The following is a 17,428-nucleotide window of genomic DNA, read 5'->3' as shown; positions in this document are numbered from 1 at the left end:
GCCTTCGCGGCGGCTTCTACCACGGCAGGTGGCCGTTTTAAAACGGCCGCTCGATCCGGATGCTGGGTCATCTCGCCTGCCGGCGGACGCCCTTGGAGGCTCCGCCGGCAGGCGCACCAGCCCTGCCACCATCACCCCGTCCCCCAGGAGAGCGATGTTCCCGTTCACGGACGCACCCGACGCGCCGACCAGCGTGGCGACCGGCGCCGAGCACGCCCTCGCGAGCCGGGGGCGGGACTGGTACGCGCGCTGCTACCTGCTGCGCGCCGGAGAGGCGCTCGCGGGCTCGGTCGTCACCTACACGCTGCCGCTGGCGGTGCTCGCCGCCACACACGCCCCGGCGTGGGCCGCTGTGGCGCTGGGCGCAGAGTGGACGCTCCGCCTGCTCGCCGGCACCTTGGCCGCACCGATGGTCGACCGCCACGGCCCCTACCGGGCCACCCAGACGGTCGGCGCGGTGCGCCTGGTGACGGTGCTGGCCGCCATGACCGCGCTCGCCCCGGGCGGCCACCTCGCCGTCCTCCTGGGCTTCGGCACGCTCGCCGCAGCGGCCTCTCCGGTCGGCGTGCTGGCCGCCAGCCGCCTGGATGCGGAGGCCGTGCGGCGCGCCGACCACCAGGGCCGGCACGTCCAGCGGCGCCTGGACCTGATCGACCAGCTGGCCGCTGTGGCCGGCCCGGCGATGGCCTGCGCGTTGCTGCTGGCCGGCCCCGCGCTGCTGCTGGCCACCGCCGCCATCCTCTCGGCCGTCTCGCTCGCCACGGCGGGCGTCCAGCCGATGTGGCTGCCCGGACCCGCGGCTGTGCGGCGGGGTGCGGTGCCCGGGCCCGCGACCGGGGTGCGCATCACGGGCGGGGCAGTCGCCCGCCTTGGAGTGGCGCTCACCGCCGTGACGGCCGCCACCAGCGTGCTCGCGGCAGCCGCGCTCGTCACTGTCACCGGGCACGGGCACCGGCAGGCCGTGGCCGTCGACCTGGTCTGGACGGTGGCGGTCGCCGCCGGCCAGAGCGCCGCCGTCGTGGCTCGGCGCCTGCTTGCCCTGCTCGGCCCGTACCGGCTCGCTCTCGCCGCCGCCGTGCTGACCTGCGCGGCCGGCACCGCCGCCGCACTCACCACCACGGTGAGCTCCTGCACGGCGGCCCTCGCAGCCTTCACGGCCGCCGAGGGCGTGTGCGCCGTGGCGTTGTCGGCGACCTGCGCCGACCTGCGATTCGCCAGGCGGCCAGCGCTGCAGGCTGGCGCGGTGCTGCTCGCTGCGGTGTCCGCGGCGGGGCTTGTGGTGGCCGCGGTGCCCACCCGCGCGGTGCCGGCGCTGCTGACACCCGCGACGCAGGTGCTGATCTGGGCAGTCGTCGGCACGCTGCTCGTCCTGCACGCCCCCCGAGCCCGTGCGGTCGGCCGGTCCAGCCGCGCTGCCCCCCAGACGACCTGATCCTCCTTCTCTTTCCCGATCCCCTTTTCCCGCCTGGACTCTGGAGATTTGCACCGTATGACAGATGGTGTCCTGATCGTCATCACCACCGACGCCGGCGCCGACGGCGAGTACTGCCTCGGCCAGATCGCCCAGTCGTATCCGGTCGCCCTCATCGCCCCGCACGCGCCGACCTGGGAGCTGGCCCACCTGAGCGACCACGAGATCGCCGACCCCCTCGACCTGAAGGACCTGCGCGCGGCCGTCGCGCGCCTGGCCGCCCGCCACCGCATCGACGGGGTGCTCACCCGGGACGAGTTCCTGCTCGTGCCCGCAGCCCACGTCGCCGCCGACCTCGGTCTGCCGGGCAACAGCTCGGCCACCGCCGTCGCCTGCCGCAACAAGGCCGTCGCCCGCGCCGTCTGGTCGGCCGCCGGCGTCCCGTCGGCCGCCTCCGAACGGGCCTCCTCCCTGGCCAGCGCCCAGGACGCCGCCGAGAACATCGGCTTCCCCGTCGTCCTCAAGCCGGTCGCCCACCGCCACGGTCTGGGCGTCGTCAAGGCCGACAACGCCGACGAACTGCCCGCCGCGTACGCCTACGCCGCCCGTTACGCCGACGGCCAGGGCCGCGAGGGCCGGGGCGTCCTGGTCGAGGAGTACCTGAGTGGCCCCGAGGTGGCGGTGCAGTGCGTCACCACTCGCGGTGTCACCACCGCCGTCGCCCTCGCCCGCAAGGCCGTCGGCCCCCAGCCCCAGTTCTCGGCGCTCGGCTTCAGCGTCACCGCCGACGACCCGCTGCTCGCCGAGGCCGGGCCCCTCGCCCAGGCCGCCCTGGACGCGCTGGGCATCGCCAACGGCATCTCGCACGTCCAGATCGCCATGACCAAGCGTGGCCCGCGCCTGATCGACGTGAACGCGCGCCTGGGCGATGACCTCGTCCCGCACCTGGTCTTCGAGGCGACCGGCATCGACCTGCCGGCCGCCGCAGCGGCCATCGCACGCGGCCAGGAGCCCGACCTCTCCCCGAACTGGTCCCGCACCACGGCTCTGTCCTTCCCCACCGCACCCCGCCCCGGCCGCCTCACCCGAGCCCAGTTCCACGGCGACCTCACCGAACTCCCATGGCTGGAGCGCCTGGTCTGGCTGCGGAAGACCGGCGACGACCTCGGCACGCAGGCCGACGACAGCCCCGGGGACCTGCGCGTGTGCTACCTGGTCGTCACCGGCCACGACCTCGGCCAGTGCCGCCAGCGCATCACCGACGCCACCGCCCTGCTCGACATCCAGATCAAGTAGCCCCGGCACCAGTGGGTCCGGGCGCCGCGCCCGGACACCACGAACAGCCCACGCGCCACCGAAGCCGGCGCGACCACCGCAAGCCGACGACCTCCACACCGTGCAACACGGCCAGCAGCCCAAGGACAGCGATGACCTACACCCCGCGCCGCCCCGCCAACGAACTCGCCTTCGGCGGCGGTGACATCAGCCTCCACTACAGCCTCGAGCACCCCGCCGTCCCGCTCGGCTACGAGGACACCATCGAGCAGTGGCAGGTCGACATCACCTGCTACCTCACCGAGACCTGCAGCGATCCGGGCGGCTGCAACCACGGCGAGACCGAGGCGACCATCGGCTCCATGAGCTTCGTGCGGATCCGCAACCACACACGGCACTCCGCATGGAGGGCAGCCGACGCCTACTCCGCGGACGTCGAGAAGGCCGTCGCGGCGGTCATCGACCCCCACACCACCAGGAAGGCCGGGCTCAACTGGTCCACCCGGTTCGAGGACCACATCGAACTGCCGGTCGGAGACCTGCTCGTCATGGAACACGTCCAACTCGCAGCCGAATACCGTGGATTCGGCATCGGCGCCCTGGCCGCTTCCGAGGCCGTCCGGCGCCTGTCGCCGGGATGCTGCGCAGTCGCCTGTGAACCCTCTCCGCTCGGCCGCGACCTCGACGGCGACGAGGCCGCCCGAGCGCAGGCCAAGGCCAGGCTCGGGCGGCTGTGGGAGTCGGTCGGCTTCCGTCCGTTCCAGGGCGGGATCTACCTGCTGGACACCGCCCGGCGCCTGCACGGCGACCGGCGCGAGGCGTGGCAGCGGTACTTCGGCCTGTAGAGCCGGGCGGCTCCCGCGGCCCGGACCGCCACCCATCAAGATCGCGGCTTGGTAACAGTCGGTGAGATCGGGAATAAAACGCCTCGTCAGCGGCTTATAGCGAGCCTGACGACGAAAGGCGATACGCGTGCCGCAGGGCGACATGGACCCGAACTCCTACGAGCCGAACCCCCAGTCCACGCCTGACGGAACGATGTTCCACTTCCCCGATCTCACGCCGGCCATCCCCGAGCCGGTGGCCGGCCAGCTGGTGATCCGCGCTGTCCCGCATCCCGGCGAGCTGAACTCCCGCGGCATCCCGATCACCTGCTCGCAGTGCGGCGCCGGGCGCGACTGGCTGCTGCTGAGCGTCGGCCCCCAGGTCTTCGTCCGCTGCCGCTGCGCGTACGAGTGGCCCGAGGACCTCAACCTCGAGTTCTTCGAGAGCGTGTACGGCACTCCGCAGCGCGCCTGGGCGGACTTCGACCAGGCCGTCACCGGACTCGGGTTCGACGGACTGCTCGCCGGGGCGATCTGGGAGTAACCGGCCTGGTCGCTGGAAGAGTTGGCCATCCGGCAGCGACGGACCTGCTGACGACGCGCTGAGGGCGCCCGCCGAGATCCCACGGGATCGGCGGGCGCCCTCAGCCGTTGTCGGCCGACGGGCCGGGAGGCAGGAACACCAAGGGCCGGCCCGCGCTGAACGCGGGCCGGCCCTTGGTCACCTACTGATGGTCAGGCTTCGGCTACGGCCGGGACGCCTGCCCGACGTGGCGCCGAAAGGAATTCTCGGCCACGACCTTCAAGGTGGCCTCGCCGGTGAAGTCACACCCCAGGCAGCTCACGGCGAACCCGATCCTCCCGTCACAGCCGTCCGTCTTGGGCTTGCCCGAGGACGTGTACTTATGGGCCGGCGGGCAGGTCGAGCGATCAGGGTGCAAAACAGTGTAGCGGGCGCGGTGAGCGGCCAACGTGGTCCATTCCTCTCGGAGTTGGGCGAAGGGCGTAGCGAAGCGGGATGGGCGGTCAGCTTGCGCGGTAGCGGACGGCGCCCTGGGCGTCGGTCTCGGCGGTGACCCGGCCGGAGAGCTCCAGCCGCCGCAGGCTCAGGCGGACGAGGGACGGGCGGGCGTCGAACTTCCGGGTGAGGTGCTCCTCGGTCGGGCCGGGGTGTTCGCGCAGCGCGCCGAGCAGCGTGCGGTCGACCAGCCGGTCGGAGAGTCGGCTCAGCGCGCACAACACGGCGACGGCGCCTGAGCAACCAGCCATGGTGAGCGAGACCAGGCCGAAGTCCTGCCGGAGCGCACCGGTGATCGCGGCGGCGGCGCACAAGGCGAAAGCACTGCAGGTGACCACGACGGCTGGCAGGAGAAGGAGTCGGCGGCTGGAGCGGTACGGCATTCGTCCTCCGGGGACACGAGCGGGTCGGGGCAGGGAGGGGCGGCATTGTGCGGCAAGCGCTGTCGACGATCGGACGGGAGGCCGGTGGTCAACAGCACGGGGGCCTCGTATGTCCGAGTCACGCCTCCGGCAAAGGCGCGAAGCGGGACTCGGCGAAGTATGCGCAGGCAGGCCCCGGCGGACGGACGCGGCAGAACCGGCACACCGGCCGCGTGGGGGACGAGACGATGTGGTGGTGGCAGAACGAGCGTCCGGCGCCGTCGCCTCGGCGCACGGGGTGGACCACGACGAGGTCGTCGAAGTCGTCGGCATCAGCCCAGCCCCAGCGGCCCACCAGGGGATGCGGCTGGCCGACGGCGCCTGGGACGTCGAGCCCGGAGACGACCGCTAGGAAGCGGCAGCCGTAGGGGCGGATGAAGTAGCCGAGAACGCTGTAGCGCACCCGCCCGCCGTCGCTGTTCGCGGCGCCGTAGCCGGTGCCGAAGGCCCGGCCGAGGTCGTCGAGGGTTCCGCGAGTGGTGCTCAGACACTGGAGGACCAATGACACTCCTATTACTGGACGTTGATGACTCGGCGTCCGGCCGCCGATGCCTGCGCGATCGAATCCGGTTGCCCGCACACCGACCGGACTTCCGGCCATGCGTGGTGGGCGGGCTTCACGCCTGCGGGTCCGGTGAACGGCGTCGGCCCGCAGGCGTGATCCCGGATCAGACCGCTGTGCTCTTACGGTGGTCACGGATCTTCGCGTAGACGTCGGTTCCGACCAGCATGAGCGCGTCGAAGGTCAGGACGATGACCAGGGAGCGCCACGTCGGGCCGTTGACCTGCCCCGCCACCATGCAGAGCGGATAGACGGACGTGATCAGGACAGGGATGTTGCTCAGGCAGAGCGAGAGGACCAGCTTGCGGCGGCTTCCGGGCGCGGTCTGCTCGGTGGTGACCAGGTCGGTGGACATACTGCTCCCTTGAAACGGGGCGGGCGGTGTGGAGGAGGGGAAGCGCCGGGGCACGCGTGGTGACGTCAACCGTGGCAACCAGCTGGGCGGGCTGCACCACGGGACGGTCAGCCCTGAAGGCCCCGAGGAAGGGGCGCAGTGCCGTGGAGAACGGTCTCAGCGGCCAGGAGTCGGACCCGGAAGAGAGTGTGCTGAAGAGCCAGGTTCAGGGCGCCTACGAGAGCGATGGGGCGGGCCTTTCGGCTGGGGGCGTGGGCGTGCTGGCGCGGTGAGCGTCGTGGCGGTCAGCGTGTGGTGCGGTTGAGCATGGCGTTGAGCAGGTCCAGGACGAGCGCGGCGGGCGTTTCCCGGTCGAACACGGCCTTCCAGCCGGGGTGGAGGCTGGTGCCGACCACGGCGATGGTCCAGGTGTCGGCGTTCGGGTTGTCGGGCTGATAGCCGAGGTAGACCGTGCCGTCGGGGCTGTTGGTGTGCACGCTGCCGAAGGTGTCGATGGCGTAGGACCACCGGTGCTCGTAGATGAACGAGTCGATCAGGTGAGGATTGCCGGGACCGAGCAGCCACGTGCGGTGAGCGATGGCGTCGCCGGGGCGCGGGCCTGTGACGGAGGGGGCGGAGAGCACCAGGGTCAAGAAGAACGCCTTCCGAAGGGGGTGGGAGGCGTCTATGTTCGCTTGGATTTCCCGTTGTACATAGCGTTTCCTGTCTGCCGCAGGCGAACGCACTACGGCCCCGGGTGCAAGGGTGGACTTGCAGCCGGGGCTGTAGTGCTGATGGTGAGTTAGTTGCACCCGTTGGCGGGGCGCGCCGCCGGGGCTGGTCAGGATGAGGTGGAAGGGGTGTCCTGTCTCGATGAACCCGGCGGACAGGGGCTTCTGCGTCTGATCATCGTGGTCGTATGACGGCGCCTCAGCGTGTCCTGCGGATGGCGGCAGTGGCGGCGGTGGCGATGGCGGCGGGAGCACTGGAGGGCCGGGGCAGGTGGAGCAGGGTGGTCCCTGGCAGGTGGCGGGATTCCTTGGTGAGGGTGAGCTGGAGTACGGCGCAGCCGGCGGCGGTGAGGCGTTTGATGCGGGTGACGGCTTGAGCGGTTTCGCCGCTGGTGTATTGGGCGTCGGTGACGATCACGAGGAGGCGGCCGGTGCCGGGGCGGCTGAGGTCGAGGCCGTGGTCGAGTGCGTCGATGGCGTCGCCGAGGTTGTGGCTGCCGCCGTTGGCATCGAACGTTGTCACGCGGTCTGGTGCCCGGTGGGTGGGGCGGGTGAGTGCGGTCAGATCATGGTCGTAGGCGATGGTGGCGGTGCGGGAGTCGGGGTCGGTCAGGGCCGCTGCGCGGGCCACGATCCAGGCAGCTGATGCGACGGGCCCGCAGGCGGCACTCATGGAGCCGGAGACGTCGACGGCGATGCCCACGCGCAGTGGTGGGGTGGGGGAGTTGCGGCGGCGGGTGTGGGTGAAGGGTTCTGCGGTGGGTATCGATCCCGCGGCGCGCTGGGCGTCGCGGGCGAGGGCCTGGCGCATGTTGAGGCGGCCGGGCGGGGTGGGGCTGGTGGTCCGCTCCTCGGTGCGTTCGCGGTAGGCGGCGGCGCGTAGGGCGCGGCTCAGGCGCGCGGCGGCGGTTTGCTCGGCGGCGGTGGGTCGGCGGGTGCCGGTGATCGGGTTGCTGTAGGGCGCCGGTGTGCCGTCGGGGCTGACGGTGGTGCCGCGCGAGTTGAAAACGGACTTGGCGGTGGCGGCGGCTTTGCGTCGCTGGCCGGCCTGCTGGGCGCGGTCCTGGGCCTGTGCCCTGGACTGCGCGGCCATGGCGTTGGTCGCGGCGAGCTGTGCCGCGAGGTCGGCCGCGTCGTTGGCGGCCGTGTTGTCCAGGACGACCGTCACGGCGCCGGACAGCAGATCGGTGAGGTCCGCCGGCGGGGCGGGCAGGGCGGGGGCAGCGGTGTCCAGGGCGTCGCACCAGTCCTGGGCGTGCTCGAGCATGGTGGTGGCGTCGTGGTCGGCGCACCGGTGGGCTGCGGTCCAGATGCCGGTGAGGGTGGCCAGCAGGTCGGCGCCTAGGACCTTTTCGCACAGGTCGGCGACGGCTTTGGTCTCGCCGGCGTCCAGGATGCCGGCGTCACGGCGGCCGAGTATCAGGGCCGCCACGCTGGCGGCTTGCTCGACGCCCTGGACGCTGGGGTTGGCGATGTCGGGCATGACCAGAGTGCGGGCGGCGGTGCGCAGGTATTTGCGGTCGGTGGGCCGCCTGAGCAGGTGGGCGGCTTCGGCGCGGCTCTCCTCCAGCAGGAGCGCGGCTTCGACGACGCGGGGTTCCGCGCCGGCCGGCGGCTCCCATACGGTGTGGGCCGCATGGGCGGCCTCGTGGACGAACACGCCCCAGGCGGCGGGATAGTGCTCCTCGTCGCCCAGGATCCGCGGACGGACCTCGTGGGGCTGGAGAGGGGCGAACAGAGCGGCGTCGAACTCGATCTCCGCCAAGGCGGGGAAGAAGGCGGCCGGTGCGCCGCTGCGGGTGCCGGGGCGGCAGGTGACGAGCAGGTCCTGGCGGCCGGAGAGGGCGACCAGCCGGTCGCCGAGCTCGGCTCCCACGCGCAGCCACGTGGCCGGGGAGGAGCGGGGCGGTGCGGGCGGGGCACCGTCGTCGTCCCAGCGCGTTAGGTCGGCGTCGTCGTCGGGCGTGGTGGTGGGGGACTGGACGTGGTGATGGGCGTTCATCGCGAGCGGCCCCGGTGCGCGGAGCCGGTGTTGCCCGGGGGCTGCTGGGCGGCCGAAGCGGTCGTGGCGGAGAGCTGCCGGCCGAGGGTGAGGGGCGCGACGTCCTTGACGCCGGCGATCTTGCCGACGGCGGTGGCGACGGCGTCGCGGTCCTCCAGGGGAGCGATCCCGATCAGGTTCGCGAGCGCGGCCTTGGTGCCGAGGACGGCCTCGGTCTTCTGGTAGCTGAGCAGCTCCCGCAGTTGGGGGGCCCAGCCCATCTCGCCGAGCTCGACCTGGCGGGCGAGGTTTCGGGCGACCCGGACCACCCGGGCATCGATCCGCAGGGCCAGGGCGAGGTCATAGTCCGTACCGACCTGGATCTGCACGCTGAACCGGGACGACAGCGCCTCCGTCAGGATCGCCCCGTGTACGCCCGGATTGTGGCCCGCCACCACGTAGAAGCCCGGCTCGGCCTTGATGGTCTCGCCCCGGTGGGCCTTGACCTGGATCTGGCGGCGCCCGTCCATCGCCGGGTACAGCGCCGCCAACACCTTCGGCGAGATCAAGGTGGCGTCGTCGATCAGCAGGGCGCGGCCCTCGGTCATCGCGGTGATCAGCGGACCGTACTGGAAGACATAGCCTCCACCGTCGTCCTGCGTGTACTCGCCGATCAGGTCGCCGACCGTGGTGTCGCCGTCGCCTGCGACGGTGAGCAGATCGGGGAACGCGGCCTCGACCAGACTCGTCTTGCCGGTGCCCGGGGGACCGTAGAGCAGCACCGGCACGTCGGCGTCGCGTAGACGATTCAGCGCCTCGACGTCGGGCAGGTCGGCCAGCTCCCGGGGGTGGTAGAGCTGGCCCCCCGCACGGCGGATCGGGCCGCCCGGCTTGGACGCGGGCGCTGCAGGCGCGGTCGCTGCGGGAGCGGTCGTGCGGGCCGTGGCCGCGGCGGCGCGGGGAGAGTGCGTTCCCGGCGGACTGATCACCGCGGCCTGCGCGGCGGCGGCAGTCTTCGCGTTCGCGCGGAACTTCGTTCCGGCACCGGGCTGGTCGGCCTCGCCGCGTCGTACCAGCGTGTTGACCGCTTGCTGGACAGCACCGTGGGAGTGGCCCAGTGCCTTGGATATTTCCCCGATGGTGAGCGTGTCCGCCGGCCGGTCGGCCAACATTCGGGCGACCTTGGCCCGCAGCTCGCCGGGCCTGGCGTGTGCTGTTTTGACGGGCGGTCCGGGTGTGGTCAAAGCAAGATCCTTCAACGGGTTCGCGTGCGGGCGGTTGGCAATGTGCTGGAAGGCGGGCCGCTCTCGGAGCGGATCACGGACTGTGCCGACGTCGGCGACCGGCCCGGCAGGGGGTACACCGGACCGTCCGCTCACGCAGGCGGAAGACACCGGTGTTCGAGGGCACGGCCCCGAGCGCGTTGAGCGGGAGTACCGGCGCCGGCGAGTTCCAACGGGCGGACGGCGACCAGCGGGTCGATATCGGTATCGGTGGGCAAGGAGGTCTCCAGGAGCAGGGGCACGGTCACGGCGAGGCTGCTGGTGGGTTCGAGCCGGTCCGGGCGCTCCTGCCGGTCACCGAAGCGGGCAGGGACAGTCGTCGGAGGTACAGGGGCGGGAGGATCACCGGGGCCGTGGGGGGCGAGGTCGGCCCGCTCACGGGGTCTGTCTGGGCCGGTTCGCCCGGGCCCCGGGCCCTCGGCTGGGCCGGGCGGTGCGGGCGGCCTCGGCGTGGGAGGTCTTGTCGCGGGTCTGTACGGGTGTGCCCGGCAGGGGCGTACCGTCGGCGCTCACCGGCTGGCCGAGTGCTCGGTGCAGGCGCACGGGGTGGCCGGCGGCGAGCAGCTCGCTGGCTGCCGAGCAGGCCCGTGCGTCCGGTCCGTGCTGGTTTCCGGCGCTGGGCAGGCGCCGCCAGGAGTCTCCTCGAAGCCGGCCTGGAGCAGGATCCGCCGGGCGGCGGCGTTGAAGCGGGTGGTGGTGATCTCGCCGGTGTTGGTGTGCCGGATCGTCACGAACGGCTGGGCGGTGCGCTCTGCTGGCGCCGCCGCCTCGTGGACGGGCGAGGGCCCCGGGACGACGAGGGTGCGGGCCGCCGACAGGGATTCGAGCGCCTCCATGCGGCGGTCGTTCAGGTCCTCGTCGATCCTGGCCAGGGCGTGCATGAGCGTGTACGCGGGGACGGAGTCCGGGTCGGGGTGAGTCTCGTCGAGGTCGGGGTTGACCGCGGTACGGGCACGGGCGAGAAGCCGCTCGGCGGCGTGGAGCAGGCCGCCGTCCTGCAGGAGGTGTTCCAGGAGTTGGTCGAGCTGATCGGTGTCGACTGTGGTGAGGTGGGCGGCGAGTTCGCGCAGTGTCGCGGCGCTGGCCTTGACGTTGGCGACGGAGTCGAGAGGATGCGAGGTCAGGATTTCTCCGTGATGTTCGGTTCGGGGCTTGGAGGGCTTGGGCGGCCGGTGCCAGCCGTGTTCCGGGGTGCGGGACTCGGCGGTGCGGGGCCTGGGGGTCTCACCGCTGCGGGGCCTGGGGGTCTCACCGCTGCGGGGGCTGGGGGGTCGGGGAACGGAGCCCGGGCGGCCCGCCGGCACCGTGGTGCCCGCAGCGGCGCGAACGGGCAGCGAGCAGAACTGCCATGATCAACGAACGAATCGCAGTCCATCCGCCTCATCGATCACGGCGAACCGCGCGCCAGGGCCTGTGACTCCGCAACCGTCACCGAGACCGGACAGCCGCAGTGCTGACAGCAAGCCAGTTCCACCCGTTGGTGGGGCACCGGGGCTGGTCAGGATGAGGTGGAAGGGGTTGCCGAGAGTGGCAGGACGGCACCCTTCGGCAAGGGCGCGGTCAGCGTCCGAGCCCGCTTCGGGGGGCGCCAGCAGGCGCGGTCGGCTGGGGCGTAGTCGTCTGGGCTGATGCAGCGGGCCGGTGTTGGCTGCGGGCGGTGGCCGCGTTCTGACGGGTTATACGCGGAGCGCGGATGGTTCTCAGATGCGGGATGACATCGAGCGGCAGGGACTGGCGGTCGCGCTGTACGGGATCGGCGCTGGTCAGGGCCTGGGCGGCGGCGCGTAGGAGGAACGCAGGGGTGCCTTCGCTGAAGGTGGCGTGCCACCCGGTGCCCGCCATGGCGCGGATGGTCATTCCGGCATGCTGCAGCGGCCGGTCGAGTTCCTTGTAGGGGTCGCGCCCTTGGTAGCCGAAGCGGTTGCGGATGGTGACGATGCTGCGGGCGTCATCGGCGATGGCGATGATGCCGTTCTCGCTGGCCTGGGCGCGCCAGCCCGTGCTGTCGAGGGCGTCGTGCACGTCTTGGCCGGTGAGCGTCACACCGGGGTCGAGGGCGGTCCTGCCTGCGCGGGCGGAGTCGTCGTGGACGGCTGCGGCGAGGGCGTCGAGCACGTCCTCGACGATTTCCTGCGGGGTTCCTGCGGAGAACTCGGCGCTCCAGTCGGTCGGAGCGCTCGCAGACTCGGCCGCCAGGATCCGCCATCTCGCCGGGCTGAAGTCCACGCCGACACGCAGACGCCCGCACGGGCTGGTGATGACAGCCCGCTCGCTGTTGGTGAAGTGGGGCCAGGAATAGCGTGAGACCAAGCCGGGACGTTCGAGTTGGCTTGCCGGGCCAGCCAGATGGCGCGGAGTGACGGCGCTCAGGCCGGGGCCGGCCTTGGGCAGAGCTGTGGTTTTGGTGCGGGCGTGGTGGGCCTGGGGCAGCTCGTCGCGGCGTCGCAGCACGGGGAAGCGTCCGCTGGCTGCCGCAGCGAACGTCAGCAGGACCGGTTCCGGCGCTTGCCTGCTGATCGTCGCGGACCAGAGGTGCCCGGGAAGCCTGTGCTCGTCGTCCAGCTCCGGGTAGTCGTTGAAGTCGCGATCAAGGTTGGGCGGTCCTGCAGAGAGCATCATCGGCATGTCGGGGTCTCTGTCGGAGTGGTACAGGGCGGCTGCGGTGTCCCTGGCCACGCTGACGAAATCCAGACCGCCGCAGTAGGTGCCCCAGCCCACGGCCTGGACCATCTCGGTCGGCATGTCGACTGCCTTGGTGCCATAGGCAATGGTGTCGGCGTCGTCGTTCAGCAGGACGGCGGTGTTCACCACGACGGCGCTGATGATCTCGCTCGGGACCTGGTCGTCGAATTCGGCGAACCAGATCGGCGTGTCCCGGTGCGGGCTGCGAGAGGCCAGCAGCCAGTGGCTTCGGCCGCTGGTGTCGGCGGGCAGGCGCGTCAGGTCCAGGCGTCCGCAGGGGCTCGTCAGCACCGTGCCGCTGGGTGTGTCCTTGCGGTTCCAGCAGTGCTCGGCGAGGAGGACGTCGGTGAAGGCGTACGTACCGGGGCCGGCATAGAAGATCGGCCGGACGAGGACGAGCTGCTCGGAGGAAGCGGGTGCGGCGATCGGGGACTCCGTGGCGATGATGCGGCCGGCGAGCGGGCCGAAGGTTGGTCAAGCGGGCGGGGGACGGGGCCTTCCGATCGTAGGGCGATCCATGGCGGTTCGGCGGATCGTCTTCGACGTCCACTCGCATCGCCAGCCACGCGAATCCGGGCCCGGGGCGGCACGGGCCCCCACCGGCCAGCAGCCCACGCCTGATGTTCAGGTTGGCTGACCGTAGGGGTAGAGGTCGAGGGCGGCGCCCGCCCGGGGCATCGGCTGGCGGGGAATCAGCGCCTCCTACGGGCTGGTGGAACAGGCCCGGCACTACTCGCGATCGGCGCGATGGCCGGGCGGACTTGTGTCGGACGGGACTCGGCGGCCGGCGCTGCCTGCCCAGGGACCGGGGCCTGGCCGGCGTTGAGGGCGGCACTCGTTCGAGCCTGGGCGTGGCCTGCTGCCGAATCGGCCCGGTACGCGTCGCCGGAGGACGGAGCTTCCGGCTCTGCCGTGGACCGCTTCGCAGGCCAGGGGGTACAGGTCACGTGCGGCAGGTGCGTCGTGGGGATATCGGCACGCCGACGGAGTGCTGTCCCGCTGACGGCGGCGGTCTTCATGAGCGTGTCGAGCAGTGGCGCCGGCGTGCTCTGGGACGCCGATACGATCCAGGACCGGCCAGGAACGCCCGAATCGGCGGCCAGGACCAGCGGCTGGGTCGGATCGGTGCGGTCGACGAGAACGAACGCGGCCTTGTTGTCGGGCGAAGTCGCAAGCAGGCGAAGGGGCGTGTCCTGCACGGTCCAGCCGACCGAGCTCACGACATCGAACGACGCCTCGGGCGCGGGGGCGCCGTGCAGCGCCTCCTCGGGATCGTCACGGATGAGACGTGCGGTCGCCTGTGCGAACGCGTCGGTGATCTCGACCGGAGTGAGATCGTCGAACGCGACGCGCCACAGCGGGACGTCGGTGCCAGAGCCGTGCGCGATGATCGCCCACCGGCTGCCGCCGGGCGTGGCGCCGTCTTCCAGCGCGAGGCTGACCCGCCGGCAGGGACTGCGCAGCACGACCTCCTCGGCCGCGTCCTCGGGGCAGGTCCAGCCCTGTTCGAAGAACAGGCGGTCGGCGAACTCGACATCGCTGCTGCCAGGGCCGGCAAGGTACAGAGGGGAGACGAGGACGAGCTGACCCGGCCGCTCGGATGCCGACACCGCGGCGGGCGGGCTGGGCGGTGCCGGGCGCGGGGCGCCCTGCAGAACCGGGCCGGAACTCGTGCGGGTCGCTGCTGTTCCCTGGGCCAACGACGGTGCCTCGACCGGACTTTCGGCGCGGCGCAGGATATCGGCGGCCACGGGGCCGTGCCGGGCCCACTCGTTCATGTCACTCCATGTCTCGGCGGCGAGGTCCTCGCGGCTGCGGTCGTCGTCGCCGAGGAACGGACCGGGCGCGGGCCACGCGGCTTGCTGGCGGTGGGCATTGTCGAGGGCGGTCTCCAGCGCGCGCAGGTGGTAGGTCCAGCTGCGGCGGGTGTCCGCGTCAGGGTTGAGCCGGACGACGTTCTGGCGGACGTGGTCGAGGTAGGCGGAGCCGTGCAGCAGCACGGTCTGCATGTGCGTCCAGGCGGACAGGTCACGGCGGACGACGTGACGGTCCCAGGCAGCGTGGTCGGCGACGAAGCCCTGCTCGTCGCACAGGCTGTCGGAGATCGCGTCGAAGGTCAGTTCGGCCTGCCGGATGCCGCGTACGGCGGCTTCGACAGCCTCGATCAACGGCTGGGCGGGGTGCTGCGGGATGGAGGTTCTCCGTTCTGGGGGTGTCAGCGGCCTCGGCTTGGGCGGTTCGGCGGCAGCGCGGTGGCGGGGGCCGTGGCGACAGGACTGGTGCTCTGGGCGGGGATGGTGCGCACCCGGGCGGCGAGTGCGGCGGGTCGTGCCGGCGGCCCGGGAGAGAGAGGGGTGACCGCCATGGCTGTACGGGTCTGCTGGGGCAGATCGAGGGTGTTGCGCTGCACGGGGGCGGGGTTGGCCACGGCGGCGGTCGCCGCGCGCACCAGGTGCAGCGGGGTGCCACCGGTCAGGACCGCCCGCCAGCTGTGCTCGGGAGCGCCGGTCATGTCGATAGACATCCCGAAGTGCCGCTCCAGTTCGAGGATCTCGTTCAGGCCGAGGGCCGGGTCGATGTGGCCGTGGTCGATGTGGGCGCTGGCGTGGCCGTCCGGGGCGAGGAGCGTGAGCGTCCCGCTGTCCAGGCGCATGTGCCAGCCCGCCGCGGTGAGCGGTTCGAGGGTCTCGCCCAGCGACATGCCCGGCCCGGCGACCACGGTCGCGTCCGTCCCCAGGTCCGCGTCGACCGCAAGGGAGTCGGCTACGACGTCGAGGAACTCCTCGACGATCTCCCTCGGAGTTGACGGGGAGAAAGCAGCCCGCCACCCCCGGAAGTCCATCGGGCCGCGGCGGGGAGAGGGCCATGCCTCTACCAACCACGACTCCGGGAAGCGGCCGTACTCGACGCGCAGGCGCCCGCACGGGCTGGTCATCGCTTCGCCGTCGCGGCTTGGCTCGTTCGGCCAGCGCCGGTCGGTGATCAGACGCGGCGGTTCCCAGGCGCCGGGGCCGGCGAGGTAGCGGGGAGCAACCGTGCCCCGGCCGGGCGGCTCGGCTGCGACCGAGGTGGTCAGGTGCGGCAGGTGGGCGGCGGGCAGTTCGCCTCGGCCCCGCAGGACCGGCGCGCGCCGCGTGATCGCGACGGCGGCCCGCTCGGCGAGGACGGCCGGGGCCTGGGCGCTGAAGGTGATCGACCAGGTCCCGTGGCCGGCGCTGCCGCTGAGCACCGTCTCCTTTTCCCAGGCATCAAGCGGCCGGGACAAGGACGCGAGCCGGTCCGGTGACATGGCCGCGAAGTGGCCGTCTCGACTCTGGGTCGGCCAGCCGGCCTGACGCAGCACGTCGAAGGCGGCCTGCTGTCCTTTGGCGCCGTGCAGGACCAGGCCCGGCCACTGGTCCAGGCCGTAGGCGAACGCGTACAGCACGGACGCGGTGATCTCGGACGGGGCCTGCTCGTCGAAAGTGGCCGACCACGACGTGCCGAGCAGGTCGTCCCGCACGGTCAGGGTCAACCGCCCCAGCCCGGCAGGGGATTGGGGCGAGCGGGACAGGGTGGCCCGTTTGCAGGGGCTGATCATGACGACGTCGGGATCGGCGGTCTCGGGGCGGAACCACTCGAAGTAGGCGCCGAGATGAAAGGGGACGTCTTCGCTGCCGGGGCCGGCGAGGTGGACCGGCATCACCGCCAGCAGCTGCTCGGCGTCGGCGGTGGCGGTAGTGGAGGGCACGGTGTCTCACAAACGGTTCAAGGTGCCCGGCCGGGTCAACGGCCGGGCAGAGAGGTGCGGTTGGGCAGCGGCACAGGTGGTGGCCGGTCGGCAGGGTTGGCGGGGTCGCGCGGCGCCGGCGGAATGGTCCGGGTTACGGCGGCGTGCACGCGGCCAGATCCGGTGCTGAGCTGAGGCCGGGCGGCCAGGCGGACCAGGGCACGCTGCTCTTCGAGGGGCTCGACGTCGAGGGTGGCGACCATGGCCGGCCAGCGGGGATCGGATGGGCCGCGGGGGTGCAGGCCGGCGGCGTTCAGCGTGAGGCCGATGGCCTCGGCTTCGATCAGCGGTGCGGCGCTCTCGGGAAGGCGTCTCGTCTGGCAGATGAAGTCTCCTCCGCCGATCACCGCCTCCGAGAGCCGATCCACGTCGTCCTCGAAGACCGATTCCCAGATCAGGTCGAGGAGTTCACGGGCGGCGTCGCGCAGCACGACGCTGGAGAGAGGGCTTGTCACCATGGGCGGCACCGAGGGGATGTCGGGAAGGTCGACGGCCGGTTCGGGCGGTCTGGCGGTGGTGCGGTCGCCTGCGAGTTCGCTCATGCTGGGTGTGTACGCGGCGATCTCGCGGGCGACGGCGTCGCCTAGGGCGACATCGAGCCGGGGCAGCAGCCTGGTGGTCAGCCGGGCGGCGGCGCGTGCGGCGTCTGCGGGTACGGCGATGCCGTGCGGGGCGAGGTCCTCGTGGTCCCAGTTGACGCCGAGCATGGGCGGTAGCAGGGCGGCGACGAGGAACGCGTTGCGGTGCGGGCCGGGTCGGGCCAGGACGACGAGGTCGCGGTCGCCCGGGCCTTGCAGTCGGCCTGCGCGTTCATGGGCACCGTGCATCAGCGATCCGTGGGCCAGGCCCAGATCCCACAGCTGCTCGTCCACGTAGGTCTTCGCTGTGCGGTCGGTCAGGTCGAAACGAGAGTGGGTCCACTCGCCGGGGAGCTGGCCGGCCAGCGCACTGGTGAACTCCAGCAGGCCGGTGCGAGTTCCGGCAGTCGGGAGAGTGCTCGGCCTGGCGGAGGTGGGTGTGCGGTCGCTCGGTGCGGTGCTCATTGTCGGTGGCTTTCGGAGACAGTTGGCAGGGACTCTCCTCAATGAGTGGAGAGGCTGGCGTTGGGTCAGCGGCGGTGGATCGGAGTGTCCGTG

At 72.0% G+C, this 17,428-nt stretch carries 15 protein-coding genes; 4 read left to right on the top strand and 11 right to left on the bottom strand.

Features of this window, described 5'->3' with window-relative positions:
• Positions 1-154 precede the first annotated feature (154 nt).
• From P3T34_RS17975 to P3T34_RS17960, 4 genes are all read left to right on the top strand, one after another.
• Positions 155-1,432 carry a hypothetical protein gene (locus P3T34_RS17975; RefSeq protein WP_280667043.1) on the top strand — a complete coding sequence of 426 codons (1,278 nt, stop codon included), beginning with the start codon at positions 155-157 and terminating at the stop codon, positions 1,430-1,432.
• A gap of 57 nt (positions 1,433-1,489) precedes the next feature.
• Positions 1,490-2,707: an ATP-grasp domain-containing protein gene (locus P3T34_RS17970; RefSeq protein WP_280667042.1), complete on the top strand. Its 1,218-nt coding sequence runs from the start codon at positions 1,490-1,492 to the stop codon at positions 2,705-2,707.
• Positions 2,708-2,838: 131 nt separating this feature from the next.
• Positions 2,839-3,531 (top strand): hypothetical protein, encoded by a 693-nt coding sequence (locus tag P3T34_RS17965; protein ID WP_280667041.1) that lies wholly within the window; start codon positions 2,839-2,841, stop codon positions 3,529-3,531.
• 127 nt (positions 3,532-3,658) lie between these two features.
• The gene (locus tag P3T34_RS17960; RefSeq protein ID WP_280667040.1) at positions 3,659-4,054 is read left to right on the top strand and encodes a hypothetical protein; all 396 of its coding nucleotides are present in this window, start codon (positions 3,659-3,661) and stop codon (positions 4,052-4,054) included.
• Between the two features lie 482 nt (positions 4,055-4,536).
• On the opposite strand, the gene P3T34_RS17955 is transcribed toward P3T34_RS17960, so the two are convergent.
• From P3T34_RS17955 to P3T34_RS17905, 11 genes are all read right to left on the bottom strand, one after another.
• On the bottom strand, positions 4,537-4,911 hold the full coding sequence (locus tag P3T34_RS17955) for a hypothetical protein (RefSeq protein ID WP_280667039.1): 375 nt from the start codon (positions 4,909-4,911) through the stop codon (positions 4,537-4,539).
• Positions 4,912-5,029: 118 nt separating this feature from the next.
• Positions 5,030-5,452, bottom strand: a complete 423-nt coding sequence (locus P3T34_RS17950) for a hypothetical protein (protein ID WP_280667038.1) — start codon at positions 5,450-5,452, stop codon at positions 5,030-5,032.
• A 166-nt stretch (positions 5,453-5,618) separates the two neighbouring features.
• Positions 5,619-5,867: a hypothetical protein gene (locus P3T34_RS17945; protein WP_280667037.1), complete on the bottom strand. Its 249-nt coding sequence runs from the start codon at positions 5,865-5,867 to the stop codon at positions 5,619-5,621.
• Between the two features lie 284 nt (positions 5,868-6,151).
• Positions 6,152-6,490: a DUF317 domain-containing protein gene (locus P3T34_RS17940; RefSeq protein WP_280672201.1), complete on the bottom strand. Its 339-nt coding sequence runs from the start codon at positions 6,488-6,490 to the stop codon at positions 6,152-6,154.
• Between the two features lie 286 nt (positions 6,491-6,776).
• Positions 6,777-8,579, bottom strand: coding sequence for a hypothetical protein (locus tag P3T34_RS17935; RefSeq protein ID WP_280667036.1), 1,803 nt, complete (start codon positions 8,577-8,579; stop codon positions 6,777-6,779).
• Positions 8,576-9,802, bottom strand: coding sequence for an AAA family ATPase (locus P3T34_RS17930; protein WP_280667035.1), 1,227 nt, complete (start codon positions 9,800-9,802; stop codon positions 8,576-8,578). Before P3T34_RS17930 ends, P3T34_RS17935 begins: the two co-directional genes overlap by 4 nt.
• A 548-nt stretch (positions 9,803-10,350) precedes the next feature.
• On the bottom strand, positions 10,351-10,572 hold the full coding sequence (locus P3T34_RS17925; RefSeq protein WP_280672199.1) for a hypothetical protein: 222 nt from the start codon (positions 10,570-10,572) through the stop codon (positions 10,351-10,353).
• An 829-nt stretch (positions 10,573-11,401) separates the two neighbouring features.
• Complete coding sequence (locus P3T34_RS17920; RefSeq protein WP_280667034.1) at positions 11,402-12,814, bottom strand: DUF317 domain-containing protein; 1,413 nt, start codon at positions 12,812-12,814, stop codon at positions 11,402-11,404.
• Positions 12,815-13,215: 401 nt separating this feature from the next.
• Complete coding sequence (locus tag P3T34_RS17915) at positions 13,216-14,532, bottom strand: DUF317 domain-containing protein (RefSeq protein ID WP_280667033.1); 1,317 nt, start codon at positions 14,530-14,532, stop codon at positions 13,216-13,218.
• 206 nt (positions 14,533-14,738) lie between these two features.
• The gene (locus P3T34_RS17910) at positions 14,739-16,253 is read right to left on the bottom strand and encodes a DUF317 domain-containing protein (RefSeq protein WP_280667032.1); all 1,515 of its coding nucleotides are present in this window, start codon (positions 16,251-16,253) and stop codon (positions 14,739-14,741) included.
• A 35-nt stretch (positions 16,254-16,288) separates the two neighbouring features.
• The gene (locus P3T34_RS17905; protein WP_280667031.1) at positions 16,289-17,335 is read right to left on the bottom strand and encodes a hypothetical protein; all 1,047 of its coding nucleotides are present in this window, start codon (positions 17,333-17,335) and stop codon (positions 16,289-16,291) included.
• Positions 17,336-17,428 lie beyond the last annotated feature (93 nt).

The organism is Kitasatospora sp. MAP12-44, assembly GCF_029892095.1.
GTDB lineage: Bacteria > Actinomycetota > Actinomycetes > Streptomycetales > Streptomycetaceae > Kitasatospora.
Note: the sequence above shows the minus strand (reverse complement) of the source record. Positions and strands in the feature narration are given on the sequence as shown.